The 26126-nt window shown below is 54.8% G+C and carries 31 protein-coding genes; 12 read left to right on the top strand and 19 right to left on the bottom strand.

Annotated features, from left to right (window positions below; all coding sequences use genetic code 11):
• Window positions 1-244: 244 nt before the first annotated feature.
• The 5 genes from F617_RS0125915 to F617_RS28995 all read right to left on the bottom strand — a co-directional run bounded on the left by F617_RS0125915 (window position 245) and on the right by F617_RS28995 (window position 3317).
• Complete coding sequence (locus tag F617_RS0125915) at window positions 245-985, bottom strand: hypothetical protein (RefSeq protein ID WP_019567307.1); 741 nt, start codon at window positions 983-985, stop codon at window positions 245-247.
• 202 nt (window positions 986-1187) lie between these two features.
• On the bottom strand, window positions 1188-1754 hold the full coding sequence (locus F617_RS27580; RefSeq protein ID WP_019567306.1) for a dATP/dGTP diphosphohydrolase domain-containing protein: 567 nt from the start codon (window positions 1752-1754) through the stop codon (window positions 1188-1190).
• A complete protein-coding gene (locus F617_RS27385; RefSeq protein WP_019567305.1) occupies window positions 1751-2029 on the bottom strand; it encodes a hypothetical protein in 279 nt (92 codons plus the stop codon). Before F617_RS27385 ends, F617_RS27580 begins: the two co-directional genes overlap by 4 nt.
• Window positions 2026-2688, bottom strand: a complete 663-nt coding sequence (locus tag F617_RS27380; RefSeq protein WP_019567304.1) for a hypothetical protein — start codon at window positions 2686-2688, stop codon at window positions 2026-2028. Before F617_RS27380 ends, F617_RS27385 begins: the two co-directional genes overlap by 4 nt.
• Window positions 2689-2690: 2 nt before the next feature.
• On the bottom strand, window positions 2691-3317 hold the full coding sequence (locus F617_RS28995) for a hypothetical protein (protein WP_019567303.1): 627 nt from the start codon (window positions 3315-3317) through the stop codon (window positions 2691-2693).
• Between the two features lie 207 nt (window positions 3318-3524).
• On the opposite strand from F617_RS28995, the gene F617_RS28505 reads away from it, so the two are divergent.
• A complete protein-coding gene (locus F617_RS28505; protein ID WP_019567302.1) occupies window positions 3525-3674 on the top strand; it encodes a hypothetical protein in 150 nt (49 codons plus the stop codon).
• A gap of 4 nt (window positions 3675-3678) precedes the next feature.
• Here F617_RS28505 and F617_RS0125885 read toward each other — a convergent pair whose 3' ends face one another.
• Both F617_RS0125885 and F617_RS0125880 read right to left on the bottom strand, forming a co-directional pair.
• Window positions 3679-4929 (bottom strand): hypothetical protein, encoded by a 1251-nt coding sequence (locus tag F617_RS0125885; protein ID WP_019567301.1) that lies wholly within the window; start codon window positions 4927-4929, stop codon window positions 3679-3681.
• Window positions 4930-4981: 52 nt separating this feature from the next.
• A complete protein-coding gene (locus tag F617_RS0125880) occupies window positions 4982-5647 on the bottom strand; it encodes a S1C family serine protease (RefSeq protein WP_019567300.1) in 666 nt (221 codons plus the stop codon).
• 228 nt (window positions 5648-5875) lie between these two features.
• Between F617_RS0125880 and F617_RS27375 the strand changes: the two genes are divergently transcribed.
• The 6 genes from F617_RS27375 (at window position 5876) to F617_RS0125850 (ending at window position 9193) form a co-directional block, all read left to right on the top strand.
• Complete coding sequence (locus F617_RS27375) at window positions 5876-7015, top strand: acyltransferase (protein WP_196811696.1); 1140 nt, start codon at window positions 5876-5878, stop codon at window positions 7013-7015.
• Window positions 7016-7123: 108 nt separating this feature from the next.
• Entirely contained in the window at window positions 7124-7363 is a 240-nt protein-coding gene (locus F617_RS0125870; protein WP_019567298.1) for a hypothetical protein, read from the top strand.
• A 75-nt stretch (window positions 7364-7438) separates the two neighbouring features.
• Window positions 7439-7639 carry a hypothetical protein gene (locus F617_RS28990; protein WP_026331080.1) on the top strand — a complete coding sequence of 67 codons (201 nt, stop codon included), beginning with the start codon at window positions 7439-7441 and terminating at the stop codon, window positions 7637-7639.
• 10 nt (window positions 7640-7649) lie between these two features.
• Window positions 7650-8105, top strand: a complete 456-nt coding sequence (locus tag F617_RS0125860; protein WP_245260865.1) for a hypothetical protein — start codon at window positions 7650-7652, stop codon at window positions 8103-8105.
• A gap of 2 nt (window positions 8106-8107) precedes the next feature.
• Window positions 8108-8770, top strand: coding sequence for an SOS response-associated peptidase (locus F617_RS0125855; RefSeq protein ID WP_019567295.1), 663 nt, complete (start codon window positions 8108-8110; stop codon window positions 8768-8770).
• A gap of 9 nt (window positions 8771-8779) precedes the next feature.
• Window positions 8780-9193: a hypothetical protein gene (locus F617_RS0125850; RefSeq protein WP_019567294.1), complete on the top strand. Its 414-nt coding sequence runs from the start codon at window positions 8780-8782 to the stop codon at window positions 9191-9193.
• 1255 nt (window positions 9194-10448) lie between these two features.
• Here F617_RS0125850 and F617_RS0125830 read toward each other — a convergent pair.
• The 3 genes from F617_RS0125830 to F617_RS0125815 form a co-directional block, all read right to left on the bottom strand.
• On the bottom strand, window positions 10449-10793 hold the full coding sequence (locus F617_RS0125830; RefSeq protein WP_019567290.1) for a hypothetical protein: 345 nt from the start codon (window positions 10791-10793) through the stop codon (window positions 10449-10451).
• A 117-nt stretch (window positions 10794-10910) separates the two neighbouring features.
• Window positions 10911-11144 carry a hypothetical protein gene (locus tag F617_RS0125820; RefSeq protein WP_019567289.1) on the bottom strand — a complete coding sequence of 78 codons (234 nt, stop codon included), beginning with the start codon at window positions 11142-11144 and terminating at the stop codon, window positions 10911-10913.
• Complete coding sequence (locus tag F617_RS0125815; protein WP_026331078.1) at window positions 11144-12067, bottom strand: glycoside hydrolase family protein; 924 nt, start codon at window positions 12065-12067, stop codon at window positions 11144-11146. The genes F617_RS0125820 and F617_RS0125815 overlap by 1 nt, the downstream gene beginning before the upstream one ends.
• A gap of 355 nt (window positions 12068-12422) precedes the next feature.
• On the opposite strand from F617_RS0125815, the gene F617_RS0125810 reads away from it, so the two are divergent.
• Window positions 12423-13661 carry a TylF/MycF/NovP-related O-methyltransferase gene (locus tag F617_RS0125810; RefSeq protein WP_019567287.1) on the top strand — a complete coding sequence of 413 codons (1239 nt, stop codon included), beginning with the start codon at window positions 12423-12425 and terminating at the stop codon, window positions 13659-13661.
• Here F617_RS0125810 and F617_RS0125805 read toward each other — a convergent pair.
• Genes F617_RS0125805 through F617_RS0125780 form a run of 6 tightly spaced genes read right to left on the bottom strand, consistent with a single transcriptional unit; the run spans window position 13645 to window position 19936 of the window.
• Window positions 13645-14013, bottom strand: a complete 369-nt coding sequence (locus tag F617_RS0125805) for a hypothetical protein (RefSeq protein WP_019567286.1) — start codon at window positions 14011-14013, stop codon at window positions 13645-13647. The genes F617_RS0125810 and F617_RS0125805 overlap by 17 nt on opposite strands.
• The gene (locus tag F617_RS28985; RefSeq protein ID WP_019567285.1) at window positions 14010-15692 is read right to left on the bottom strand and encodes a hypothetical protein; all 1683 of its coding nucleotides are present in this window, start codon (window positions 15690-15692) and stop codon (window positions 14010-14012) included. The genes F617_RS0125805 and F617_RS28985 overlap by 4 nt, the downstream gene beginning before the upstream one ends.
• Entirely contained in the window at window positions 15692-15910 is a 219-nt protein-coding gene (locus tag F617_RS0125795; protein ID WP_019567284.1) for a hypothetical protein, read from the bottom strand. The genes F617_RS28985 and F617_RS0125795 overlap by 1 nt, the downstream gene beginning before the upstream one ends.
• Before the next feature lie 9 nt (window positions 15911-15919).
• The gene (locus tag F617_RS0125790) at window positions 15920-18799 is read right to left on the bottom strand and encodes a phage tail protein (protein WP_019567283.1); all 2880 of its coding nucleotides are present in this window, start codon (window positions 18797-18799) and stop codon (window positions 15920-15922) included.
• Between the two features lie 43 nt (window positions 18800-18842).
• Window positions 18843-19271: a GNAT family N-acetyltransferase gene (locus tag F617_RS0125785; RefSeq protein ID WP_019567282.1), complete on the bottom strand. Its 429-nt coding sequence runs from the start codon at window positions 19269-19271 to the stop codon at window positions 18843-18845.
• Complete coding sequence (locus F617_RS0125780; protein WP_019567281.1) at window positions 19271-19936, bottom strand: hypothetical protein; 666 nt, start codon at window positions 19934-19936, stop codon at window positions 19271-19273. Before F617_RS0125780 ends, F617_RS0125785 begins: the two co-directional genes overlap by 1 nt.
• A gap of 97 nt (window positions 19937-20033) precedes the next feature.
• Between F617_RS0125780 and F617_RS0125775 the strand changes: the two genes are divergently transcribed.
• Window positions 20034-20261 carry a hypothetical protein gene (locus tag F617_RS0125775; RefSeq protein ID WP_019567280.1) on the top strand — a complete coding sequence of 76 codons (228 nt, stop codon included), beginning with the start codon at window positions 20034-20036 and terminating at the stop codon, window positions 20259-20261.
• 20 nt (window positions 20262-20281) lie between these two features.
• Complete coding sequence (locus F617_RS0125770) at window positions 20282-20515, top strand: hypothetical protein (protein WP_019567279.1); 234 nt, start codon at window positions 20282-20284, stop codon at window positions 20513-20515.
• On the opposite strand, the gene F617_RS0125765 is transcribed toward F617_RS0125770, so the two are convergent.
• Window positions 20516-21160: a hypothetical protein gene (locus F617_RS0125765; RefSeq protein ID WP_026331076.1), complete on the bottom strand. Its 645-nt coding sequence runs from the start codon at window positions 21158-21160 to the stop codon at window positions 20516-20518.
• A 448-nt stretch (window positions 21161-21608) separates the two neighbouring features.
• On the bottom strand, window positions 21609-22637 hold the full coding sequence (locus F617_RS0125755; protein ID WP_019567277.1) for a DUF2806 domain-containing protein: 1029 nt from the start codon (window positions 22635-22637) through the stop codon (window positions 21609-21611).
• A 168-nt stretch (window positions 22638-22805) separates the two neighbouring features.
• Between F617_RS0125755 and F617_RS27360 the strand changes: the two genes are divergently transcribed.
• The gene (locus F617_RS27360) at window positions 22806-23063 is read left to right on the top strand and encodes a hypothetical protein (RefSeq protein WP_019567276.1); all 258 of its coding nucleotides are present in this window, start codon (window positions 22806-22808) and stop codon (window positions 23061-23063) included.
• Window positions 23063-23689 carry a hypothetical protein gene (locus F617_RS0125745; RefSeq protein ID WP_019567275.1) on the top strand — a complete coding sequence of 209 codons (627 nt, stop codon included), beginning with the start codon at window positions 23063-23065 and terminating at the stop codon, window positions 23687-23689. The genes F617_RS27360 and F617_RS0125745 overlap by 1 nt, the downstream gene beginning before the upstream one ends.
• A gap of 30 nt (window positions 23690-23719) precedes the next feature.
• On the opposite strand, the gene F617_RS0125740 is transcribed toward F617_RS0125745, so the two are convergent.
• Window positions 23720-26086, bottom strand: coding sequence for a phage tail length tape measure family protein (locus tag F617_RS0125740; protein WP_019567274.1), 2367 nt, complete (start codon window positions 26084-26086; stop codon window positions 23720-23722).
• Window positions 26087-26126 lie beyond the last annotated feature (40 nt).

The following is a 26126-nucleotide window of genomic DNA, read 5'->3' as shown; positions in this document are numbered from 1 at the left end:
ACATTACATAAAAGCCTGACTTTTAATCAGTAGGTCCAGGGTTCGAATCCCTGCGCTCTCACCACCTAACCACCTAAAATCATTGATAAAACCGGCACATTAGTGATCGCTTGCGTACGTCGCGGTTTGCGTAGTTTGCTGCCAGTTTGCAAAAGTCGTTCTGCGGACGTTCCGGTGGTGCAACTTATGCGAGGCAAAGAAAAACCCCGCCGTGGTTAGTGGCGGAGTTTTCTATATGTCTTGATCACGATGATCCTGAGATGGCTTCATTCCTTTTCTGCCGGCCTCTTCGCTTCTTCTCAATCATGGCAGCTTCCCACTTTGAGTAGTCCCGACGGAGCAGGTTTGTTCGTGCAGTAGTTATAAGGCGGTAATTGTAATCAAAATCTCGCTCGAAAGATGTCGCGGCAACGAGATCGTGTATCAGATCGGACATGCTTTCAATGAGTTGGAGCTTGAATTTGATCGAGAGAGCGTTTTCCTGCCTCATCTGCGCTATCAATGTGCCAGATATGTCAGTCTCATCGCTATTCAGCGGTCTTTCCCACTGCCCGTGCGCAAGCGTATTTCGTAGTCCGATTAGCGGTGCCAAATCATCAAGGATGAGCTTTTGAATGGCTTCATACCTAAACCAGGGGGTCCCTGGCAAAGTGGAACCCGACAACACGGCCCGTCTGACGTTGTACCTTTTTCGGTAGCCGATCTCCAACGCCTTTTTCCATCGCTCAAATTGAGTGCGTTCTCCTCCAATGATCGCGCGGTCAGTCGATGAAAATCCACCGTCCTCATAAATCAGTTTTTTGAGACGGCATTCTGCCCAAGCTCCAGCAAGGAATAGATAGATTCGCTTATGAGTCTCGGCGAGAGCGGCGTTTTCTTCGGCTATCGCGCGATTAAGGTCGCGATCAATCTGACTGATGGCCGTATCGACTGCTCGCAGATTTTGCACATGAGCTTTGTATAGCTCGGAATCGCTGGCAGCCATTTCCACCTAACACATGTATAATACCAAACCGCCAAAGCGCATCTGCCACATGCACTTTGGCGGCCAGGAATCGAACCCGGCTAGACTCCTAACGTTGTGTTTCCATTACACCATCGCCCAAGTTGAAATTCTCACAGCTCTCTGGAGGCGTCAAGATTAATGTGCTTCATAACCCTTGGTCTCGCGTCCAAAAACAGCATCGTCAAGCCGCCACCTTCAACCGCTCAATAGCTTCACTTGCCGACGCACACTTTGGCCGGTCGTCAATCAAGGTGCCTGCCGCCTTTGCATCCAGAAGAATCCCCATGCAGGCCCGAACATGCGCCAAGTGAGACGCGCCACTCTCCGAATCGATGTCCTGCCCCGAGAACCATTGCAGCAAATGGCGGATCGCCGCGCTGTAATACGTGGTGGCGTCGACCGGATCATCCTGCCAATTGAATGCACCGTATTTCGCAGCGCCGAGAGCCATCACGACGCTTTCCTCGATGATTGCCACCGGTGGCACGAATTGCGCCGACGGCTTCTTCACTCCGAATGCGCGCTTCGGATTTGACGATGGAAGTTTACCGATCGCTTCGGCCAGAGGTTCGAGCTCTACCGGAACCACAGCGTTATCATTCGCCGGTACAGCCGTAAGGCAGCCGGTGTCTTTGGATGTGATGGTTTCGCCGAGCGTGAAGTTTCTACGAAAGTCTTCCATGGCAGCCTCGTAAACAATTGACGATTTCGCGATTACCGCGTTCATTCGGTTGATCAGGTCGCTCATACCGTCTCCTCAATATTTTTCTTGTTCTCCACCGAACGGTTCACAACCGGCCTGAACCGCCGCGCCGCAAAGGGTGGATCCTCTTCGCCGAATTGCGGGCAGATGCCGCGGTTCACTGCTGCCAGCCTGATGCCCGCATAGTCGCCACCGAGGTATGTGCGGCACATGCCTACCCACGTTGCGCGGTAAACCTCCCCGGCACGGATGCCGAGGTATTGCTCTGGAAGGGTGGTGTCGTCGATGCAGACGACTTCGTCGCCGGGTTTGATGGTCATGCCGCCCTCCCCGCCATCAGCGCTTCAAACGTTGCCAGGAACTCCGTTTCAGCCTCCTCCGGCGACCAGTATCGCAGCTTCACGCCCAGCGGCTTGTCATGCTTGGCGTGCCACGGCATCTCGCGCAGGTTGACTAGCTCGTCGGCGATGATGCGGTTGTCCGCGTCATGAACCTCGCGCGGCAACTCCTTCGGCAAACCAAACCGCGCCGCGATAGCCAGCCAGTTGTCTTGCTCGATCGCACGGTAGTTCGTCAGGTACGGCTTGAGCGGGCGCGGAATGTCCACGCAGTAAGCCTCAGGCGCATCATGCAGAAGGCCAGCCAAAGCGACCTCAGGCGCGCGTATCGCCGCGAGGTGACGTGCGATGAGGACAGAGTGCTCGGCGACGCTGTAGAATTTGATGCAGTGACCTGCGTAGCGGCATTGCAGGCTCAGCGAGTGCGCGATGTCCTCAATGTAGATTTCGCGCGGGTGCGGGTCCATCGGCCAATACTGACGGCCGGTGTATGTCTGCATGAACGAACCTGTGCGGGGCGGTTCGGCAGGCTGGTTGCGTGTCAGGCCTATGTACTGGCCGCGCTCGTTGTCATTAGCCGCAACGTACTTGTCGGCTGGCTCGTAACGGTGATGCCATGTCGGTAGGGCGCTTTTATCCATGGTCAAAACGCCTTCCCACCAGCCATAAGCCGGTTCTCAATCTTATGGTCAGGTCGGTTGGCATTGAATGCCATCTTCTCGACGATGGCGCCACCAAGGTCGTACCCAAGGAACGATGCCAGATCGCCGATCCGGATCATCGCGTCGGCAAGCTCGACCTCAGCCATCGGCCGGTGCGGCAGCTTGTCGTCCATCATAACCTTGCCAGGCTTCGACTTGCGATAGCCTTCCATCGCTTCGCTGATCTCGCTGTGGATCAGGCAAAGCATCTCAGGCACGTTGCGGTCCAGCGCCTTGCCTGTGGCGAGGTCTGTGTACCAGCCTGCTCTGCGGCTCGCTGCGTGGCAGTCGGCTGCAAATAGGTTGATGGCTGCGGCGTGGTTGTGAGGTTTGTTGTCGTTGGCTGCGACAGATGCGTGACCTTCCGCCCACGTTTCCACCTTGTAAGCGCTAAAGCGCGTCCGGAACTCATCGCCTTCCTCGCTCATAATTGTGCGGGTGGTGATCCATTCGCCATCAAGGAACCGACCTTTGGTATCGCCGTAAACTTGCCCATACAGACAAGGTGCGCGATGATCTTGGCTCTTCGACAATCTCTGCGCATTTCGAAGTGTTCCTACAATTTCCATTTCTGTCTCCTCAGTGGTGCGGTGATTCGATGCCAATTGGTGATTGGCGTCGGTTGGGGATTGCTGGGGAAGGCACTGTATAAATGCTCAAGAAATCCCAATTTTCCGGTTGTTTCGGTGGTTATCCCCCATTGGCAATTGACCTTCGGCCCGTAGGGAGTCCTTATTGCCATTGTGGTGCCAGCGATTCTAATCCTGGAGCACCAAATGAATACCTTCCTTAAGTTCAGGCACGGTAAAACCGAGGGTGAAGCAAACAACACTCTTGGAATGTTGCTGCTTACGATCATCGCCGTGACCTACAGGCTTGCACCGTTCATCGCGCTGGGCGCTGGCGGATACTGGTATGTTCGCTAGGGCGTCACGCCGCCGCCTTCACCGGCTCATTGTCATTCGCAGCCGAATACCGACCAGCAACCATCTCCGGCCGCAACGTCGCCCGAGCCACTTCGCCATATCGGCGCGAATACGTGATGACCTTGGCAGATCGACCGGACAGCCATCCACCGCCAGCAGCGTAAGCATCAGGAGCGGCAAGCGTCTCATGGCGCTCGACATACATCAGCGCCGACTTGCGGCCTTCATCGCTGTGCAGGTGGCCCACATGAGCGAAGGCGTATTTCGAGGCGCCGAACATCTCGCGGAACGTGCCTGCGAGCGTAGCGTCGACCTGGGCCACGCCGCGCTTATGGCCGTGGTGATAGAACAGCGCTGTGTCTCCCCACTTGTAGGCATAATACAGCATCGGGCTGGTATCGACCGTCACGCGCGGCTCGTTCTCATAAATCGTCGCAAGAAGCTCTCGAACCCAAACAGATGAGGCAGGATCGTGATTGCCAGACGCCATCACGACGTGAACGTGCTTGTGCTTCTGTAGCAGCATGTCGACGACGCGCCGTAGTGTTCTGATGACGACGCGGACCACCTTATGAAGGCGGGAATCGGCATCGAGGACGTGCTTATGTGCAGGCGTGACGCTCTCGAGGGCGTCGTGGTGTAAAAGGTCTCCGAGCTGTGCAAGAACGGCTGTGTGCGCCTGCGGAGCACCTGCCACGGCGGCGGCAAACCAATCTAGCAGCAACTGCTCGGCCAGACGAAGATCGTAGTCAGCGCCTGTCTCCTCGCGGTGAGCGAGCATTCCGAAATGGCTGTCTGTCACAACGAACTGGTTGAGCAAATCTTCTTCGACGTGCTGCGGCGCGGGCATGATCGTGATACGGGGAAGATCTTCCTTGAGGCCGTCGACCATTGCTTGAAAGGCGGCAAGCTGGCCTTCTGCCTCCACCGCCGTCTTCTGCCATTGTTGGATAACTCGCCCGTTAGCATCGACGAGGGCAGACACGCCTTTGACAACATGGCCAGCTGGCACTTCGAAACGCTCACCACGCTCGGGCGCTTGCTGGATGAACGTGCCGCTCGGCGTGTTGCTGATGCGGCTGATGCGGAATCCTGGCAAGACAGGCTCAGTGCCAAGCATGCCAGCCTCAGCAGCGCGCTTCACGCTCTCAGCAAGCGCAGACTTGCCGATGCCAAGGGCAGCAGCTGCTTTGATAAGCGTGCCGTGTTCACGGTAAGCGTCGACTCTTCGGCGGAGTTCTTCGGTAGGTAGCATGCGCTCTCCTCGAGGTGGTGGTTGAGGCCGCTTGGTGGGCGGCCTGATGATTTTACTTCCGCGCCAACAACTCACAAACAGCAGTCGAAGGCACGACATACCCATATCCAACCAGCGAGCCTGAGAAGCCAATAGGCGCCGCCATGACGCCGACGGTGATGCCGATCAGGTCGCCCTTGTCCGTAAAGACAGGCCCGCCTGATTGCCCCATCACGGTCGTGATGTCGGTCACATAGACAGCGTTCCACGGACCTGTTTTGCGAGGCTCGCCGGCAATCTTGCCGTACGCGGCAACGAATTCGATTTGCAGGGGATTGCCGTAGGCAACGATAGGATCGCCAGCATTCACCGAGCGGCAGGAAAGGTGAGCAATCCCTAAGCCGTCCGACGACGTGCGCAGCAGTGCGATGTCGTTGGCCTTATTGACCCAAAGGACGTCCGCCTTGCGGAACTCGGCGTCCTTCGCCTTCATCTGGACCTCTTTAGCGTCGCCGACGACGTGTGCAGCAGTGACGATAAAGCCGTCGCCTATGTGGACGCCGGAGCCGTGGGCGTCGTTGACTTGGATTTTGACGGTGGCGCTCTCGGTCGCCGGCAAATTGGGCGGAGGAAGGAGCGCGTACGCGGCCGCAGAGGTAGCGGCGACGACGAGGAATAAAGCAACGAGGAATGCTGTCGGCGAACGCCGCAATAATGCACGCAGGAATCGTCTGAGCATGATATCCCCTCTTTCTGGCGTCTTGCGCCAATGTGGTGGTCCCGGTTGGTTGCCGAGCGGCTGGTTAGGCCGATATTCACGCTATACTCTTTTTACAAATTTGTCAAGAATCAACGAGTAATGTATGGGTATGCGACTTGCTGTTTATGTACAAAGATACCGCACGAAAAATTCCAGCCGAGTGTTTCATGTGCTAACACGCAATTCCCACTAGCGAAAGGAAGCTCGGTGAAGACGGAATACTGTACTCGGACGCAGTCAAGCGATTCAGCACCAAAGCCAAAAGTTGGAGAGATTCGTGCGCTGACTGGCCTGCGAGGCGTTGCGGCTACAGATGTTGCGCTGCTCCATATCGGAGGCGTTGCACCGTTAAGTTTATTTGCATTCCACAATCAGGCCGTTGATATCTTCTTTTGTTTAAGCGGTTTCACGCTATCTCTCGCCTATCGTATAGAATCGGCTCGGCAATTGAATTGGAAAGCTTTTTTGGCTGCTAGGTTTGCGAGGGTCTATCCGCTTTGTGCAATAGCGCTGATTTTATGTACAATTTATAGCGCTTTTTGGAACTTAAACAATTTTTCGGCCTATGGGCCAATAGAATTCATTGGTGACTTCGTGCGCCAACTGCTCATGATAAATGCCCTTCCTGTAATCGGTTCCAGCGTTCACTGGATAGCGCCGATGTGGTCGCTCTCAATTGAGGCATTTTGCTATGTTGCAATTTTCCCCATCTTGTTCGCCATAACAATGCCAGCTGGATCTTTAAGCCCAAAATGGCGTTTGGCAATTATTCTTGTGCTCAGCGGTTTCACCTACGCATTCTATGTACTTTTCATGAATCCGGGGGTTTATTCACATCTTGTTCCGCCGGCAACAGGGCCCTGGATACATTGGGTCGCGATAGTGCGGGGAATCTGCATGTTCACCTGTGGATGGCTGGTTTATACCCTCTATACCAATGCACCCGCAATTTTGAATGGCGCAATCGAGATGGTTGACATTGTAGTGCTTGTCGCTGCGCTTATTCTAGTTGGCCGGATGTTTGGTGTGGTTGATGTCGCCCTCATCGTACCCTTAGCGCCCTTTTTAGTTCTTGGCATTTCCAGCGGAGATTCCCTGACATCCCGAATTCTATCAGGTAAAACACTGCATTATCTCGGGAAAATTTCCTATTCTCTCTACATCCTGCACTGGCCTGTAAAAGAATTATACGACTTGCTAGGTGGCAGCTCGCAGCCAGAAATAAGGCTCGCCGCAATTTTTATCGCATCGTTGGCCTTATCTGGCTTATCATATTCATATTTAGAAACACCAATGCGAATGTATTTGTTTAAAAAAATCACGCAAAAACTTAGCAAGCATGGCTAAGCCACGCACGTTTCCAACTACACGCCGCCCTGTATAGTCCGATGCAAGACTCCGCTTGACTCCTCTCTAAAATGAGAACATTTGTAGAACAAACGAGGAGTACGCGAGATGGCCGATGAAGAAAAAATCATCGTAGTGCAGTTTAAAAAAGGCCGCGCGGGCATTGTGCCTGGCGAAATGAGACCCGCCTCTAACGCCGCATCCGCGGAAAAAATGGCCGGCGCAATGGCATCGCGCCACATCGGCGTGGCGGCGTACGCTGTCACTGTGGATGATGAAAGCGGGTCGATGGGCAACCCGCGCCTGCTGGTTTCACATGGGCAGATCTCGGACTTGATGCCAGACTGATTTACCGGCGCGGGGGCGCGCGCCTTTTTCATGACAAGGGAAGTTTTTGCGGCTCTGAAGAAGGAGAATGAGAACGTGCGCCCAGAAAGACGAGAACCCGAAGCAGATCCGGTGGACCACATCATTGCATGGCACGATGGAGATAGCCGAGCCGCCATTGAGACGCTCATGGAGGACATTCTGCATCTGAGGATGCAACTCGCTCTGGCGACGGCTGCGATGGGCACAGGATTTACGAGAGGATGGAAGCCGGACGCTGATCGAGATGCCAGGTAAAGGAGCTTATGTGCTGTCCGAATATGGCGGCGAGCCTGTCGGAGTTTTATGCGAGGATTGCGAGCTTCTCAAATTCATCTGCTCGGGAGAGCTTATGATCGAATATGGCGACCATTCAATGCCATCCCTGCTCAGCAAGATAGCGAAAGATATAATCAAATGCCCCCGCCCCTTCGAAGGATTTTCGGATCGATGCAGACTTAGATACCACGCCCGCGCAGGCAGCCTCATCGAAACATTGAAACAAGCGCCGCCGACGGCCGTTAAGGTCAAGGAAATCCGGAACTGGGAGATTATCGTTGCCAAGTGCAACTACTGCGGTCACGTTTCAAATATCCAGCATTGGCAACTGAACCGCGTGGCTAAAACCGATATTACCGTCGACGACATTGCCAAGCGGCTAAAGTGCAAAAGGTGCAACACCAAGGGTGACGTCAAAATCACCATAGCCAAGATGCCGAGGTGAGCATGTGTAATCTGTACCGTGTGAAGACCAATCAGGAATCTATCCGCGACATCGTGGGTACCATGCAGGAGCGGCTTAATCTGGAGCCAGACGTTGAGGTCTATCCAGATCGGCCGGCACCAGTGGTGCGGAACGGTGAAACCGGCAGGGAGTTGGTCGGCCTAACGTGGGGTATGCCCTCGCCGCAGTTCGTCACACAAGGCAAGCCTGACACCGGCGTCACCAACATCCGCAACGTCACTTCACCTCACTGGCGGCGCTGGCTTCGACCAGAGAACCGCTGCGTGGTTCCGTGGACGACCTTTTGCGAATGGGAAGATACCAAACCCCGGAAGACGAAGCGCTGGTTTGCGATCAACGAAGAAACACCCCTCGCCTTCTTCGCCGGCATTTGGACGGACTGGCATGGTGTTCGGGGATCGATGAAGAACCCGCGCGAAGGCGATCATCAGCTTTTTGCGTTCATGACGACCGACCCGAACGGCATTGTTAAACCGATCCACCCGAAGGCCATGCCGGTAATCCTGACAAACAAAGATGAAATTGAGACATGGCTTACGGCGCCATGGGAGGAAGCGAAAGTACTTCAGCGGCCATTGCCTGACGACGGCCTCGTGCTGCTACCAGTTGAGGAAGAAAGGCCGCAACAGGATCTATTTGGATAGGAGGCAAACATGCGCATTCGTCCATACCTGCTTGAAAAACATGGCGTATACGCAAAATTCCCGCCGAATGAAGGCGACTTCGTGGGCGCAACGAAAGCCAGCCACGACGACCTTGATCCGCGCATCCTCGATGAAGTCGACCGTGATTCTGACCTTACAGCCTTCACCGGTTACGTTGCCACAGAATTACTCGCTGACGATGACGACATACCGACAGGAGCAAGAACGGAGATTTTGTTCAGCCAGCGTAAGGGGATCGCTGCCATCCTATACGACCACCCTAACATTTCAGACGCATTCATCGAATGGGTCTTTTGTTCCTCCGCTGAGGATGCTTTGGACAAATGGAAAAAGAAAGTTCGCTGGCCGTTGATTGAACCATCTAACGAGCCCATAGACATCACTGGAACCACCACCATATGAGCGACCAATCCAAAAACAGCGACGGCATTCACGAGGATCACTATTGCGAGCATCCTGGCTGCAAGAAATGGGGCGGCTTCGGGTATTCTCGATCAAAGGCCGAGAAATCCACCTGGCATTGCTGGGCGCATTATCCGCAGCGGGATATGATTGAGAACCTTAGAACGGCATGATATTTCAGGTGCTGCCCCAATAGAAAGAATGACGCGCGTGAAAAAGTGGATAAGTCCAATATTACCGAGAGGAGCCTCAAAGTATTTTGACGAAAAAGTTTTCAGGTTGATAAAATACTTTAATTTATTCTTTATGCCTGCGCTATGTCTTCTCTACTTTACGGACATATCAGTTGTAGCTCTGAATACGATTGAGCCGCCCACTACAGTCCCTAATGTCTTTTCTTTCATGCTCGAAAGATATCGAGATTTTGAGACTGTTAAACCCGGCAAAGGGTCGTTCTTTGTCGTAGCCAATATCGTCATGCTCGTTGCCACTATAGCGGTGCTCGTTGCCATTTCATCGAGATTTATTATCTTCAAGGAGCGTGTTCCGGCAAATTTTACAAAAAGTAATATCGCGACGCCCTTTGTAGCCACGATCTTTATATTCTTGTCATTTAGATTCTTATTTTTTTCAGATGTGACGTGCAACACATGCGGCACCATAGCGTCCCGCTCTCTCAATTCCCCACTGATTATAATCATCATCCCCGCGATTTACACCGTCGTGATCGAGTCATTCATTCAGATATTTAGCGCTGTATCAGTCGCGTTCAGAGCGAAAGAATACGAAAATCGGCTTTGAATATCGCACAAACGAAGAGTGCGAGCATATGGCGATTTCCACGCCGGAGGGTTTCTTTTTTCCAGCCCTTTACCAGCCGTTTACGCTGCTATGGCACGCTGAAACCAAGCGCGAAATGTATTCAGTACGCGCGGCTTTTCCCAACTAGCCCGCCACACTCGGCGGGTTTTGTTTTGCTCATCGCGGTAAACGACTTATTCACCAGAACGAGGTAACCTTCGCCATAGAGGGTCTTTTTATGCCTTACCGGTTTCTGATCAATGCCGCCGTGCTTTTTGCGATACCACTATGCGGCCTGGTTGTTTTTGCTGCTGTTGCCGTTTCACACAACGCCAACAAGACTGTTGACGCGGATTATGTAACGACGAGCTCGATCAAAAGATGACGCGTCGGGCCGGAGTTCCTCTTATTATCGCAACAAAAAACCCGCTTACCTCTCGGCAAGCGGGCTAAATCAGGAAGCCCGCGTCGCGCGCGGCTTTGATTGATTTTCGACGATGCGATCCACGCGCAAGGTCATCTTGTCGACGGCATCCTTCACGGCGCCGATAGCGCCCATGATCTGCTCAGTCTGTTCGCGAAGGCCGGACTTTGAGACGTAGGTTTCCGCCACATGCAGGCGGTGAGCCGCGAGCTCTTCCCTCGCAAGGGACGCCATTGCCGAAGCCGCAGAGGCGGCGCCAGACGCCTCCATCTTGGCGGCGCTGATCTTCGCATCGACGTATTTCCAGAGGCCGAAGAGAAAGCCGAAAACCGTGATGATGAAGACGGCGACAGCCATGATCTCGGGGCCGGTCATGGCTTCACCCCGCAAAGCTTTTGCAGCTTCTCATTCTCGGTGAGGATTTGCCGCTTCGTTTCGCTCGTGAGGCTATCCTCGAAGGAGGGCCGCACCGGTCGCGCGATGTCGCAGTAATTACCGCTTGTCGCGCATCCACTGAGTAAGACGACGATCAACATCATCGTCGCCAAGATTTTTGATTTCATGCTCGACGTCCCCGGCCTTCTTGATAGCCTTGGCATTCGCCGCAGCCTGCTCGTCCTTCGCCGCGGTGCGCCCTGCCCGCTGGCCATACAAAAAGACGCCCGCAAGGATCGCGAGCGCCGTGCCGATTGCGGCTAGGTAGCCTTTAAGCTTGGCGATGATCATCAAACCACCACCTCCTTGCCGCGCCAGCTATTCCACCGGCGTGCGATCACATCGCGGTTGCGGTAAGCCACGTAGCCGACAACCGCCACAAGCACACCTGCGGCTATCCAGCCCCATGGGAGGCCTGCAGTGAAGGCGAGCAATCCAGAACCAGCCGCAGAGCTTGCGCCTTTTGTAACTACGTCCTTGGCCGCGCCTGCGTCGCGACGAAGCTGTGCGATGGTGGCAGGACCGATGATGCCGTCAGCGATGAGGTGCGGGTGAGCCTTCTGGTATGCGATCACGGCAGCCTTGGTCTTCTCGCCCATCCAGCCGTCGATAGCGCCTGGATTGAGGCCAGCAGTCGTGAGCAGCTCCTGCGCTTCCTTCACAACTGGATCTGGCTTGACTGGTGGCTCAGCGGTGGCCTCCTTCGTCACGCCAACCCCGGTATAGATGCCTCTCTCGAATAGAAGAGCCTCTTCCTTGCGACGGCGCACGAGGCCAGGCAGTTTCTTGCCTTTCGCAGTGTTGTAGTTGCTTGCGAGATGAGCGGCGGCCTTCTGGATCTGGCCTTTGCGCCAGAGATCAGCCCACGTCCAATTCATCGCGCCGACGCCGAGGTTGAACGTCACGGATGCAGCAGCGTCCAGCTCATGCTGTTTGCGATTCTCGGGCGAACCGGCAACGACGGCAGGTACGTACTCGGCAGCGAGAACAGCGTCGAGGATGACATCGCTCTGCGATGCGGTGATCTTGGTCTTACCTGGGACAAGCTTCGTGATGCCGATCTTGGCGAGTTCGCGGCGAACTGAACCGCTGCGCATCGTGAAGCCCGTACCGATCGTCGGAATACCGACAGGGTCGAGGTAGCAGGTAAGTGGATTGCCCTCGTGCAGACGCACGAAAGCCCTCCCCTGTGTGGAGATTTTAGTGATTGGCATTTGGGATTCCTGATTTTTACGGGTCGCTTCTCGCCCCAGAGCAGAGGCGAGTCGTTCATCTGCGGTTCATGCGGCCGAGGCCACCTTGCGCGTGGTCGCTCCGCCCAGCGACCTGACAGAGGCCCGCAGCAGACCCCAGCCGCTGCGGGCCTCTTTTTTTTGCTTCTGCGCCTGATTGTGGGTTATCGGTACCGTGTTAGTTGTGTCATCTACGCGCAGTGGTTGACATCAGCCGGTTATACCGATTTTAGTTTTTCTGGTTTTTTGAACGAGACGAGCCGAATCCGGTTCAACTGACAAAGCTGAAACTGGAGCGCAGATGAAACTTATTTCGCGTCTAATCAGGAAAGTTTCCATGGCCCCCAAAAAAGGGCTCGATGAGCAGAAATGGCCATCAGACTTTTCTTCGATCATCCCGCATCGCTATTCCGTCAACGTTCATCGTTATGAGAAATTTGAGAAGAGCCTCAACCTAGCCGCTCTAACTGATGGGTTCTTTCATAATGAAGATAACAACAAGGGAGATATGGGCCGTTTCTTCACTTTTACCCTTATCTATGACCAAATAAGGAAAGAGAACATCCAAGGAGATTTGGCTGAACTCGGGGTTTATAGGGGCAATACAGCTTACATTCTGGCCAGCTTTGCGCGGATTCTTGATCGGACCGCTTACTTGTTTGACACGTTTGAGGGCTTCGACCCCAAAGACCTGAAGGGGATTGATGAAGCGATCCCACACCAATTTTCCGACACATCGCTTGAAACCGTCCGGAATTTTGTGGGTGAGGAAAACGTTGTGTACGTAAAGGGTTACTTCCCAGAATCGGCGGCGCAAATTCCCGACGACAGGAGGTTTGCAGCGGTTCATCTGGATTGTGACTTGTACAGTCCTATGATGAGCGCGCTGGAATATTTCTACCCGCGGATGTCGGAGGGCGGATTTATAATCATCCATGATTACTCCAGCCTCCATTGGGATGGGGCAGAGAGCGCGGCCGATGAGTTCTTTTCCGACAAGCCAGAATGTCTTATGCCAATTGCGGACGCAGGTGGCAGCGCAATAGTTCGGAAGGCGCGCACATCATCCGACCAATTCAACAATTGGCGAATGGGACGGCTTCATGAGTTGTCCGTTGGGTCTTGGGTACCGCCCCATATTCTGAAAACTTACCTCAAAGAAGGGTGGGCTGACATCGAGGACTGGGGAGTATGGGGCCTCGGTGAAAGCCACACCTTATCACTGGTAATTCCTTTTGTACCTCAATCGGAAATCAGCTTGAGTTTTGATGTCGATGCTCTTCTGCTCGGCAAACAAGCAGCCCAGAGAGTTGCCGTTTCTGTGGAAGGAATACCAATTGCCGATTGGACGTTCACAAATGAAGATAAACGCGGACAGAGGGAGTTGACTATCCCGCTGGAGATAATCCAACAAAAAGTGAATGATAAAGCTCCACCGACGATCCTATTCGAATTCAGGCCAAAATTCCATTCGGCTCCGAACTCCTTGGAGCCCTCCAGTACTGACACGAGGCCTCTTGGTCTTGCACTGCACAGTTTCAAAATTTGCCCGGGTATCCCTATGGCCAAGCGATAGGCGAGATCTCGGCAAGGAACTGGTCGACAGTAGGTTGTGGTCGCTGGCCTGCCTGAACTTTCGCAAGCTCACCGTTAGCGTAAAACCAGACGTTATCGCGCCATGCGACAAAGGCCTGGGCTTCTGCCGCCCACTTCGGTTTGGTAGACGCCGTGTAGGAAGCCAACGTCACACCATCGCGGAACTGACGCTCACGAGCGCTGCTGTCAACGAGTTCTTGGATGGCGTTTTCATAGTCGGTGATGGTGGGAGGAATTGGTTCAGGGGGAATCCCAATTTCGGCGATCTCGTCGTCGGTCATCGGGCGTTCAGTTGCTTCGCCTGTTTCGGCGTTGAATATCGCAATATTCATCCGCGAATTCCTTCAATGTGAATCAAACCGGATTGAACAGTTGAAGAATTTAATGAAAATCGAATAGCATTTTGTGCAGTTGCACGTTTGTGTGCTGAACCGATCACGCGAACATATCTGTCAGTGTTCGTGTTAATTCTACTATTGACAAACACTCCTGTGTTTCTCGCTTGATTGAATTCATATATGACGCATTCCGCTAAAGCGGGCCAACCGGTATCGCCGCCATGATATAAAAAGAGGACACCAGAACTAGCGCCGTCTTCCGTTTGTCCGACTGGTGTTGAGCCTGATGTCGGCGCTCTGGTTCCTACAAACGTGTATCTGAATTCATCACTATCGGCGCCAAATGCACTTCCGTTATTTTCAGAAAAACGAATACTCATGTCAGTATTTGCATTAAAAACGGCTGAAGCGTTTATTCTAAGAGTTCTGTACGCCCCGAGATTGGTGACATCCAAAGCACTCAGTCCTGCAAGACTGTATGAACCGATGAATTCCCACCCACCCAAAACCTGACGTGCCTGCGCCGGAGTCAAATCCTCCACATTGCCAGTGCCCGCCGTCAGCCGTCCTTTGATTGCAGGCGCGGTGAGCTGTGACAAAAGCGCATTGCCGACGACGTTGTTTGGTGCCTTCTTGAGGAGCTTGCCAGTATTGTCAGCAAAGACCGCCAAGTCATTGATCGCAACACCGCCGGCAGGCCCAACAACATCACCCGTACCCGATCCATCCGTCCCCTTCCGAGCCAGCAAGCGCCAGTAGGCATCATTTTCGGTCGGCAACGTCGGAGGCGCATTGCCCGTGGTCGGCTGAAGCGCAAGCCATGTCGAGCCGTTGTTGAGAACGATGTCATTCGCGTCATAGGCCGTCGCGCCGCTATAGGTTCCACGATCGACTACGCCAGCAGTCCCAGAGCGAGCGAACAGAATCCACTGTGTGTTTTCCGTGGTTGGTAACGTCGGAGGCGCATTGCCAGTCGTGGCAACCTTCGCGTACCAAGTTGAGCCCCCGAATTGAACGATGTCACGGACGACATAGGCCGTTCCAGCGCTGTAGTTACCACGCCACGTCACGCCCGTTGGACCTACAGGACCGGTCACATAGGACGGCGCACTCCAATCCCCCGACGTTACCGAGTTCTTGAAATAGAGCGCCGATCTGCCATCGCCGATATCGATAACGAGAACGGCGAAGCCAGCAGCAGCACCGTTATAAGCCGCCCTGCCCGCAAGGTTCGGTACGAATGCGTCGTATTCGACGCCTTGAACCAGCGCGGCCTTGTTGATCGTGCTAAAGACGCCGGGACCGATACCGATCGGGATATCATCAGTGCCGACGGTGATCTCGGACAGGCTGTCCAGATTGCCGTTCGACAGCGAAGCAAGCAGCCGCCGCATAGCCTCCACCGCCGCAATAGTAGGCGATGTCAGTTCAATCTTATAGGGCGCATTCGTTTGTGCTGGTCCGGGCCAATTATCGGCAAGCGTCAACTGCGTATCGCTATCGATGGATTCAATTACGATCGGGCGACCGACGTGAATGCCGTACTTATCACCGGCCTTGATCGGGGTCAGGCCGGCGACTTCCGTCAGCCAGCCTGTGTCAGTACCCGTCACCGTGCGGGAGCCGACAGCGACGGTTGCCGTGCCGTCGCCGTACCAGGTGGTGTTCGCCATTATTGGGATGCTCCGTCGTTGGTCTCGCCTTCACCGCGAGCGAGGCGCAGATCGGCTTCAAGGCCGTTGATCTTGTCGAGAAGGATCTCGTTTTCTTGTTTCTGCATCGAAAGATGCTGGGATAACAGCAGAGTGCGCTGCTTCAAAAAGCCTTCGCGCACTTCTGCTTCATGCAAGGCGACGAGAGCGTCGACCTGCATCGTGTTGCCGGTAGTCATGGGATTTCCTCAGCGCTTGAAGGTGGATGCGATCAAAATGGTTCTATCGACCGATCCGATGAACGGTCCGCCAGACACGGTTACTCGAAACGTTGTCTGAGACTGATTGGGCAAGGGAGTGTAGAGAACAATGTCGCTGCCAACGTAGCGGAATCCGCTGGCATCATCCGTCGAGTTGAAGATGCAGAAGTTGCTCACTTCGCCACCGTTGGTGATATTTTGGGTAACAATCTGAGACTTCCCGTTGACCGTTCCGCCAGATATCAGCTTGCTTACGATATCGAGACGCACAGTCGGTGATCCTTGGCCGTGGCTCACGGTGACATCAAACGTACCAGTGTCAGTTCTCGCATTGGCGTCGACCCGCGTGATTGCGCCTGGCTCGATGTTAGAGGTACCAACCTGAAGGTTGCCAATGTAGGCTTCCTCAATGTTGACGTTCCCGAGCACGGAGGTAAATGCCGATAGCTTGTTGACCCTGATGTCGTTGGCGTAGAGCACACCGCCCTGAACTACGAACGGCTGCTTGATTACCGACATATCGCCGCTGGCTATGACAAATTGGTCAGCGAAGCCGACCAGGCGCGTCGGGCTCAGCGGGTTTGCTGGTACATCCAACAATAGCGCCGCAGAACGATACTGACCGTCGTTGACAGCCGCCGTCACGCCATACCGAGCCGCGTAGCCTGCCGGTGTGGCTAAAGCCGCCCAGGCAATATTAACGAACGCGGAGCTGCCGCCTAGTGCCGCCGTCAACGTCTCCACCTTACCAGCGACGGCCATGGTTTCGTTAACGGCAAGCTGGATATCCTCGCGATATTCGGCGCGCGCCGCTCCCAGCTCCACGGAAAGCTCTCTGGCGAGATTGCGGGTGTCTTTGTAGGCAACCGTCGCCAATTCCATCTGCGCTGCAATCAGCCCGTCAATGGCGTCCTGAGCGGTTCTGGTGCTGTTGCGGAGCCAGCCTAGAGCTTCTTCAACGCCGGAAAGATCGACGTCAACGAACACATCCTTGTCGGAGAGAAGTACGTTCGGTGTAATGACCGGGATAAATCCAGACCACAACACAGGCCTGTCGCCACCGGGAATGTAGCGGCCACGAACGACGTAGCTCTCATTCGGCAGCAGCCCCTGCGAGATGAGCATTGAGCCGACCTGCGGTTGGTCTGTTCGGCCCTCGCTTACCTTTTCAAGCGTGGCTTGAAGCCGGACCTCGTACTCAATACCAATGACGTCATCGAGGCGTCCATCGGTGTTGTCCCAAGTCAGGCGGATGGCAGGTCGCCTATCGTCACCCGCTGCGTCTTTGATTGTGGCGGGTTCAGCGAACCAATCAACAATCGCTTGTGGTGATGGGCGAATTACCCCGAGCTGTCCATCAACCGGAGGTTTGAAGTCTGTATCCGTACTCCAATCGTAGTCGGCTGGATCAACTTCGGTGATGTCGACCATGACATCGAGATTGGCGCGATCCGCCACGCCGTCGAGGCGCATCAGCTTCGCGATATAACCGTTACGCTCTGACGTCCATGAAAACACCGTACCTGGTGTCGCATAGGCCCAGAATTTCGGAGGCAGAACAATCGTGTGCCTGCGGAAGCGTCGGGCCTCTTCTAGCGCCGACCGCATCAGCCGCTGCACCTGCTCCGCATACGGAACAAAGTTCAGATCAACGTCGGCCATCAGACGGCGATTGCCGTCGATCGCTTCAAGATCAGTTCGATAGAGCGGCGGCGCAGTCTTTGATACCCAGCCGTCTTGCGGAGAAGGATAGTTTGCCGACACACCGTTGATGGTATCCGCCAATCCAAGGAACGGCGTGAACTCCTGCTCTTCAGTCGACAAGATATCGTCGTCGGTGAATGCGATAACCGGAGCATCCGGAGCGCCAGAATGCAGGTAATAGACGCCACCAACTTCCGAGATCTTGCCTTGGCAGGCCGTGAGCAATGCCTCAACGGCAGACGTCAGCGGAGCCTCGACCTGAACTTCCCCACCGCTCCGATAGGTGTTGACCCAGCCTGTCGATTCCAGCGTGCCTGCGCGGTGCTTCTCGATCTGCGCAATCCACGCCAAAGCAGGGAGGCGGGCCGCCGCCATGTTCTGCAGGCCGTAAAACCACTGACCGTTGTAGCTGATGCCGCGCAGCAGATTGTAGATCTGTACCGCCGGCAGAAAGTCGCCGTCGCCGCCCCACGTCGCCGGATCGGCATAACGATGGGTGCCGACACCGCCTTGCGTGCTGTCCCGCGAGATATCGTAGAGGCGCATGCCTTCAAGGACGAACTTGAATGACGGCACGCCGGAGAACATGTTCTTGGAAACGCGAGCTGTCACGATCGCGTAAGCAACACCCCTACCGATACGGTCAGGATTCCACCATCTGTTGCCGTTCGATACCGACGTGAACAGGAAGCTGTCGGCAGTCGTCTGGGTGCCATCGTAGAACTTGACCCAGAGGCTGTCCGGATACTCGTTGACGGCATATCCGCGATCAGTCAGGCCACCGAGTGTTACACGCTCGCCGTTGACCCAGACTTCAGCAAGACCCCGGATCGGCATGTCAGATAGAGCGATAACCTGCGTCAGATAGGCGTTCGGTGTGTCTCCATCCTGCCCCCACGTATTGACGAACACGAGAGAGCCAGCAGTCGCAGTACGACCGATGATAAAGGAGCGCGAGATATCGCCGCCGCCTTGCAGTGTGCCGTTGATGGAGAATGTCGGATCTTTGGGCTTGCCGGCGAGCGACTGGGCGAGCAGGCTTATGCCAACGCCTACGGCCGTTTTCAGCAGGAAAGAGCCAACGACGCCGAGGCCACCAATAAAACTGGAGACAGCCGAGATCGCGCCGGAAATCGCGGTCGCGATACCAGAAAAAATAGCCATCGATTTTCCTTGGGATGCGCTGCGCTATCCGCGCGCTTAGCCGCTAGAGCGGCTTCATGAAGTGTGTTTCGACAGCGCTGTAGCCGCGCCTCTCGTAGAGGATGGAGACGTCATTGGTTGCCAGTGATGCCATACCGGCAGAGACGCAGCCGACTGATCGCGCCCATGTCTCGTAAGCGTCGAGCATCTTGATCGCGCCCCGGCCGCGCGCCTCTGGCGACACGAACCAGACCGTTTCCTTGGCAATGCGGCCAGCACCGAACGGATGCTCAAAAGCAGCGGCCATCAGAACGCCCTGCGCACGATCGCCTGCGACCAACACACAAGCCATCGGAGAAAGCATGTGCTGCTGAAACAGCTGGTCCGCGTAAGCTGCCTGAAACGGAAATGTGAAACCAGCTGCGTCATGGCTTTCGCGCAACAATGCGACCACGCGGTCGCGGTCCTCGGCAGTAGCAAATCGAACATCCATCAGAAGATCCCAAGAAATTTCTTGCGCTTTGGCTGCGTCGCGACCTTGCCCTTTTCAGAACCCCAGAAGAATTCCCATTCAGATGAAGTGTCCGCATCCTGATAGAATGCGTCACCAGCTTGGCGGAGAACCTGGGTGGCGTGACTGCGTGTGGCCGGATTGGATCGCGTCATTTCCTGTGTGTGGCTTGCGCACACCATCGTCACGCTGCCCTCTTCGTTTTCACTCGGCGTCGTGATCGTGATGGTGTCGACGAAACCGACGAAACGACATTCGGCAGGCGCCACCATCTGGCGGCTATCCGGATCGAACAAGCCGCGGTAGATCTCGACGCGAGCCTGTTTACAGTCGTAAAGGCGGACAAGCGTCTGAACGTGTTCGCTCACCTGCGACAGGCGAATGTTGACGTTTTGCACCGAGAGGTTGGCTACCAATGGAATGTCATCGATCTGCACCAGCGTGCCGGAGCCGTACCAGTCACGGGTGACTGGCAAGCCTGTATCCGGGTGGATAATTGCAGCCGTAACGTTACCGACGTCCGACCACATGCCATCAGTGACGGGCGCACCAGTCGCTCGATCGCGCGCAACAAACCAGAGGAAGTCACGCGCTACCAGTTGCCGCGCCCCAAGCGCAGCAAGGTTTTCTGCTGAGATGTTTCTCATTGATTTCCCGTTGGGATCTGACACCAAAAAGCCACCTGAGGTGGCCTAGACACAGACTTAAAGTTGAGCATTAATCCCGCCGTCACTGGGGGATTTCATGAAGTACTTTTTTCTAGCCATTGCGGCTTTGACGCTCACCGCATGCCAGACCCAAACGCCTACGGAATGGAAAGCGCAGAGGGCCATTGAAGACGGCGCCGATCGCTACTGCCGCACCACGAAAGGGAAGGAGCAGTTTGCTACGTGTTACGAGCGAGAAGTTCGCGGCCGTAAAAAATTCTATGACGGCATCATGGCTCGTTACGCACACGTGCAACCGCGTTGAGATTTTGCTCCGGAGATTTCATGAAGTACTTAATCGTCGCGCTATTGGCCGCGTGCCTGACTGCCTGCCAACAAGGCCCCATCGTAAAGTCAGAGCCGTTCGATTGGAAAAAAGCGGTCCACAGGAATGCCGAGCGCGCCTGCCGCGACAAGAAGGGTTCCGATCTCTACGCGAAATGCTTTGATCGTGAAGTTGCCAAGGGCACGCGTGAATCGAAGATGATCGCCGCGCATTTCGGGGTGAAGATTCAATGACTACCGGGCTTCAATCGCCTGAAAGCTGACTACAGCCCGTCCAGTGTCTTTGTCGGCGGTGGTCGAAACCGTTCCCGGCAACAAGGTCATGATGCAGGAAGGCTTAACGAGCGTGGCAGCGACCGGCGCCACCACTCCCGGCCAAAGATGCGGGCGCACCTCAAGCTGCGTTGTCACGCCGCCAGCGCTGGCCGTCATAGGCTCCATCACCATATGCAGGTCTTTGTCGCCAATCTGGATGTAATCGCCGATTGAGACCTTGTAGCCAGCGGGTAAGCCCGATAGCGAAATGGCCTTGCGGTTTGAGGCGATGGTAGCGACTTGCGCAACGCCGTCGAACGCGCCTCCCGTCGGCCAGCTTCCATTCGGATAGGCAACAGGGAAACAGCGAGATTTCGGAAAAGCCAGAAAGGTCTTTAGGACACCTTCTAGACTCATTATTCTAGCTCTCCAGTAATCCACCTCGTTAGGTCGGAGCGACTTTGATTGAGCCGTCATCTTCCAAAGCGGAGAACCGAAATCCTTGCCGATCGTCTGGCCGCCGGTCGTTCGTGAATATTCTTGCCGCCAAAGCGGCTCAAACTCGGTCGACCAGCCTGGGAACTCATCGAAGAAGGAAGTTGGGAGCGGGTACGTGATTGTCATTGTGGATTCCGCCTCTTGCGGGGACTCGACTCCCGATTGTGTTCGTGTTTTTTTGCGGTGGGTTCACGAGGCAACGCATGACAACAACGCTCATCGTCAGGACGAACCGATGACATGGGGGCTACAGTGAAACGAACTGCATTGCTTATAGCGTTAGTGGCTTTGGCTGGATGTCAGACTGCGGAGCAAAAAGAGCTTCCAATTGACACTCAAAAGGCGATCTTGAAGAAGGCAGAGCGTACGTGCCAAGCCTATAAATGAAGGCAGATTTACTCCACTTGTCTTACTATAGAAGGCCGGCGAGACATCTATCTGGCGTCCGAAAAACTAAATGCATCGCACTCTGGGAAGCGATGAAGCCGATGATGCAAAACACCGATGGCATGCAGAACCGCATATGATACAGGCGGCGTAAGCCGCCTAACTCGCTGTTTTCAATATGTCACCCCTAAAGCGACAACCGTGTCTCCGACACAAGCGCGTATCCGTTCGCACCATTAGGTTTGTAACGACGTACCCAATCGGCAACCACACCGGTTTCTAGAATACTCGCGTACCGTTCAAAAGCATTTGCTTGGTTGTCTGGAAGAATTGAGGCAATGGCCCTTCCAACATCAGTTAGCACGTAAACTGGGATTTTTGGTTTGGTACTTTCGATTCGCAGGCAAGCAGATTCCTCGTATTCGACTTTAGGTCTAACCGCTAAAGGAAGGCCGATCATGCCCCATTCTGTGGCAAATCCCCAAATTTTCCCCACATCTGGCGTGTCCACTTCCTGCAACCCTAAACCCTGCCCCAAACCTGGTTCTAACATTAGACCAGCTGTTGTTAGGGAAGCGGCAGCGAGGAATGGCAGAGCTCCGGAGACGCACCGGATGACTAAGTTATCTATCCTAGATTTGCAGACTTCTTCAAAGATTTGTGCTGTAGCAGTGTCCATCTCATCGATTACGCGTAGTACTTTTCCTGAGAAGGTTCCCGGCTTTCGCACTTCAGACGCCAAAACGCGCCCCCATCGCTGACGCAACTCATCAGTTGTGGCAGTCGAGGAGTATTCTTCAAACCGGTCCATGAACGCTTCGGACAGCTCCTCAGTCTGGTCTAGGTCGTCGGCCGCCGGCGGGTTTAGTTCGAGATCGGCTTTTGCCTCAAGGAGGACATAGTCAATGTTCTCTTGCTGTGACAAAACCTTACGGAAATGTCGTTGGAAGGCTCTCTCCGCGGTTTGCGGGTTGGCACCAAGCTGAGCTACACCGTAGTCGGTAATGGCCTCGATCAACCTGACCTCCCCTCTCGTTTTTGCGCGCCGCTTTTCGGCGTACGACTCTATCGCAGCATTCGCGGAATCCACAACGCTTCCACCTAGTCTGTCGATCGCTGCAATAAATCTGCTTTTCGCGCCGGCTTTGATGCTGTTGTCGCTGTAAGCGACGGAAACCGATATTTCTTTATCCAAGTGATCTGAATTTTCGGTCATGATTCCCCGCCCCCGTTTACAGAGGCATTGAAATCAAAAAATCACTCTTAACGCGAGTCCTATGATCGACTCTTGCGTGTGGGTGTGCTTATTTTCGCATCTGGGCAATCATGTAGATTTCCACCGAAGCTATCCCTGACGCAAAGCCTGAACCGAGACCGTAATTCGATGTCCACTGCCTCAGCGCCCAAACAAATTTCGGCAGCCCAACATAACGAACAGGCGAAATTTATAGCTAACTCATTTGATCGAGCTTCGACTGCCTGCATAACATCAGGCATCCTGACGCCGGCCCTTGCGTTACTCTATGGCTTGGAATGGAGGCTGGAAAGTTTGGCGTTCATCAGCATTGGTGCTATATTTTGTATGTCGATGGCATTTTTCCTCCACCTGCAAGGTCGAAAATACCTGATGGAGATCATTTGATGTACGCCCTCATAGGTCTTAGCCTTTTTTTAGTCCCCGCAGTCTTAGGGGCCGGGGCATGGTTGCTATCTAGGCGCGATATCAAAACGTTGCGGATGCAACGGGAAGAAATTCTGGCGCGAATGAACGAGGTTGAGGCTACGGCTACAGATGTCCAAGCATTAGATCCGGCCAAGTCCCCAATTGCGGATGCTGATACTGATACTGATACCGACGCACTTGAAGAAGACGTTGAACGTAACGCGTTTAGAAAATCTGGACGCAGGTTACATAATCAGCCCTCGACCCTTCGAATCGCTACGATGATAGGTGATGAACTTCATTTCTTTGATGAAAATGGCCATGAGGTCGGCGGGGTCGGCGAAGAAAGTTTTCTTTATTTTGAGACGATACCGGAGCCGCCGCCTTCCGAGGTGGAACATCTTTTCACTGAGGGGCGTATCGTGAAAAGCGCGCCCGTGAGGCATCATGGCATCATCAGCTATCCTGCGGAAATGCTCAAATTCAGTAAGGTAATAGCCAAGGAAAGTATATCGGGTCGGGTTTTCACTCAGGGCGGCATCAAGGCTAGAGGTCGAAAGAAAACCGTCTTTATCCCAACAAAAGACGAGAAAGCCTCAGGCTAACCCGCCACCCTCGCTTTTCACTGCGTCGCCCTACCCCAACTTCACGTTTCGTTTTTGAGCCGATCGCACAGCCGCCTCGACGCGGCCCTGCATTTCGGCGCCATGCTTTGCGACTACCCTCTCAAGTCGGGCCACAGCCTCAGCATCAGCCCCGCGCGCGTCAATGACAGGCGCGTAGTTGATCTTTACGGCATTGTCGTTTGCCGGGCGCAGCGACGGGATTGACGGAACCGAAATCCCGACAGGGCCACCGTTGGCGTAGCCTTTGAGATTGCGCCGCATTGCCTCCATCGCGGCGGGGCCGCCGGCAGCTTGAACCGCAGCCTTGTCAAAGACGTACTCGCCTTTATGAACGACGCCGGCCGGCTGGTATTTGCCACCGTCGCCGGTATAGCCGCCATCTGAGAAGCCGGGTCTTGCGGTAGGAACCGGCCCCGTCATTGGAAGAGAAGCAAACCCGCCGCCGCCAAACAGGCCGAGGAAGCTACTCAGGAGGCCGCCACTGCCGCCAGCTGCACTGTTTACCTTGAACAAGCTGGCGAGCACGTCGTCGAGTAGTGCGTCGCCGATCCGACTGAGTGCGCCAGCAAACGCGTCCGCGGCACTCTCGCCATGAATCAGATCGTCGATAAAGCCGCGCGTTGCATCTCTCGCGACGTTGTTCCACTCATTCAGCTTCTGCTGTTCCTCTTGCGCTTTCCTAAGCGCCTCAGATTGCCGAGCATATGCAGCAGACTCCTGCTCGATCGCGGCAATCTTGTCGGGCGAAAGCGTAATGCTTTCCAAGTCTTTTTCGCCCTTCTTGCGCGCCTCTTCGCGAAGGTCAGCGAGTGCCTTTTGCTCTAGGTCAAGGGCTGTACGGCGCTTGACTTGAGCCTCATTGGACAAGCCAATAAGGTTCATTTCTTGGCGCAACGCTTCGGTTCGATCGCGAACTGCCTGAAGGTCTTCCGCGAAGCGGTCGGATGCGGTCTTTTGCGGAGTTCTCGCCCGCTTGGGTGTGCCGAAACCCCTGTTTTTGTCTGTGTCCAGATCGGACGGGCGTCGATCTGGTGTCGGGCCGTTATCCGGTAGGGGAAACTGAGTTCCTTGGATTGTGGCGTCTGCGCCGAATTGTGAATCCTGCTGGCCTGCTCCGCGCCACGTCCTCGGATCATTGATCCTGGAGGTTGCTACAGACGTTGCGTCGTTGACTTTCTGGACGCTGTCAGCGGCCGACAGCGCAGCTGCCGATAGCGTGGAAAAGTATTTGGCGAACTCAGCGAGTGCAGGAATGCCGGTGCTGTTTATCGCCGCACTGAGGGCCGACTGCACACGGTCCACATCTTCAGTCTGCGCCTTGCCTTCTTCGGCAGCCTTCGCGAAGTCGTTGAATGCTGACTGGAGGTTCTTGATAACGTCAGCTTCTTCACCTGCAGACTGAAGTTGCGAGACCAGATCAGCAATAGTGGCGCGTGTGCTCTCGACCTCTTTGCGGACGTCAGCAAGCGTGTTGGTATTTACAATGTCAGCGCCCTTGCTGAGGTCGGCATTGTCCTGCGCACGCTTCAGCTGGTCAGCGTAGTCGCGTAAAGCGGGGACGGCATCGCCCCAGCGTTCGGCGACAGCAGCAATCAGCGCAGCCTGCTCTTTGAGCACTTCGGCGGACTTATCGCCTTCGCTCATTATCGTCGAAAAGTACTGAAATGCCGCTGTGCCTGCGGCGATGACGCCGATCGTTACCAGCGACAACGGAGAAATTACCGACGCAAATGCAGCCGCAAGACCTTGGCCGACACCCTGCCCGCTATCTTTAATCTGCTGCAGGACGGCCGAAAGCTGGGTGCCCTGCTGCAGGGCGATCTGGATGGGTGACATCCCCATCGCTGCCGTCACGCCGATGTCCTGGAACTGAGCGGCAATGTTTGCGGTATTGAAGCTGTTGCCGCTACTCGTTGTAACTGTTGCCTTCAGTGCGGCGTTACGGCCCTTGATGGCCGCAGTCGAAGCAAGGGCGGCCTGTCGCTCCCGTTGAATTGCCGAGGCCATCTCATTAGCAGAAATGGCGCCGGCAGCATGTGCCTGCCGGATCTCGGCGACGGCGTTCCTATAATTAGAAATTGTAGCGAACAACGGGCTGTATTTGGCGCGGAGGCGATCAAGCTCTTTCTGCTGATCAGCGAGAACCCCGTTCCATTCTTTTGCTGCCGTCGTCCCAATACCCACCATACTGTTGATGCGATCCTGCATCGACGTGGTGAGCGAATTGTTGATCGACTTCCCAGTCGCGGCAAAACGTTTCTCAATGCCACTGGATGCCGCGCCTACGTCCGACACCAGCCTGTTTAGGGCACGCTTTACGGTTGCAAGGTCGGTGCTGATTGAGATAATCAGATCATCATTATTATTACCGGCCAAGTCGGTGTCCTAACGTGAAAAGGCCCGCCAGGAGCGAGCC

It is taken from the genome of Agrobacterium sp. 10MFCol1.1 (assembly GCF_000381165.1).
Classification (GTDB): Bacteria; Pseudomonadota; Alphaproteobacteria; order Rhizobiales; family Rhizobiaceae; genus Agrobacterium; species Agrobacterium tumefaciens.
Note: the sequence above shows the minus strand (reverse complement) of the source record. Positions and strands in the feature narration are given on the sequence as shown.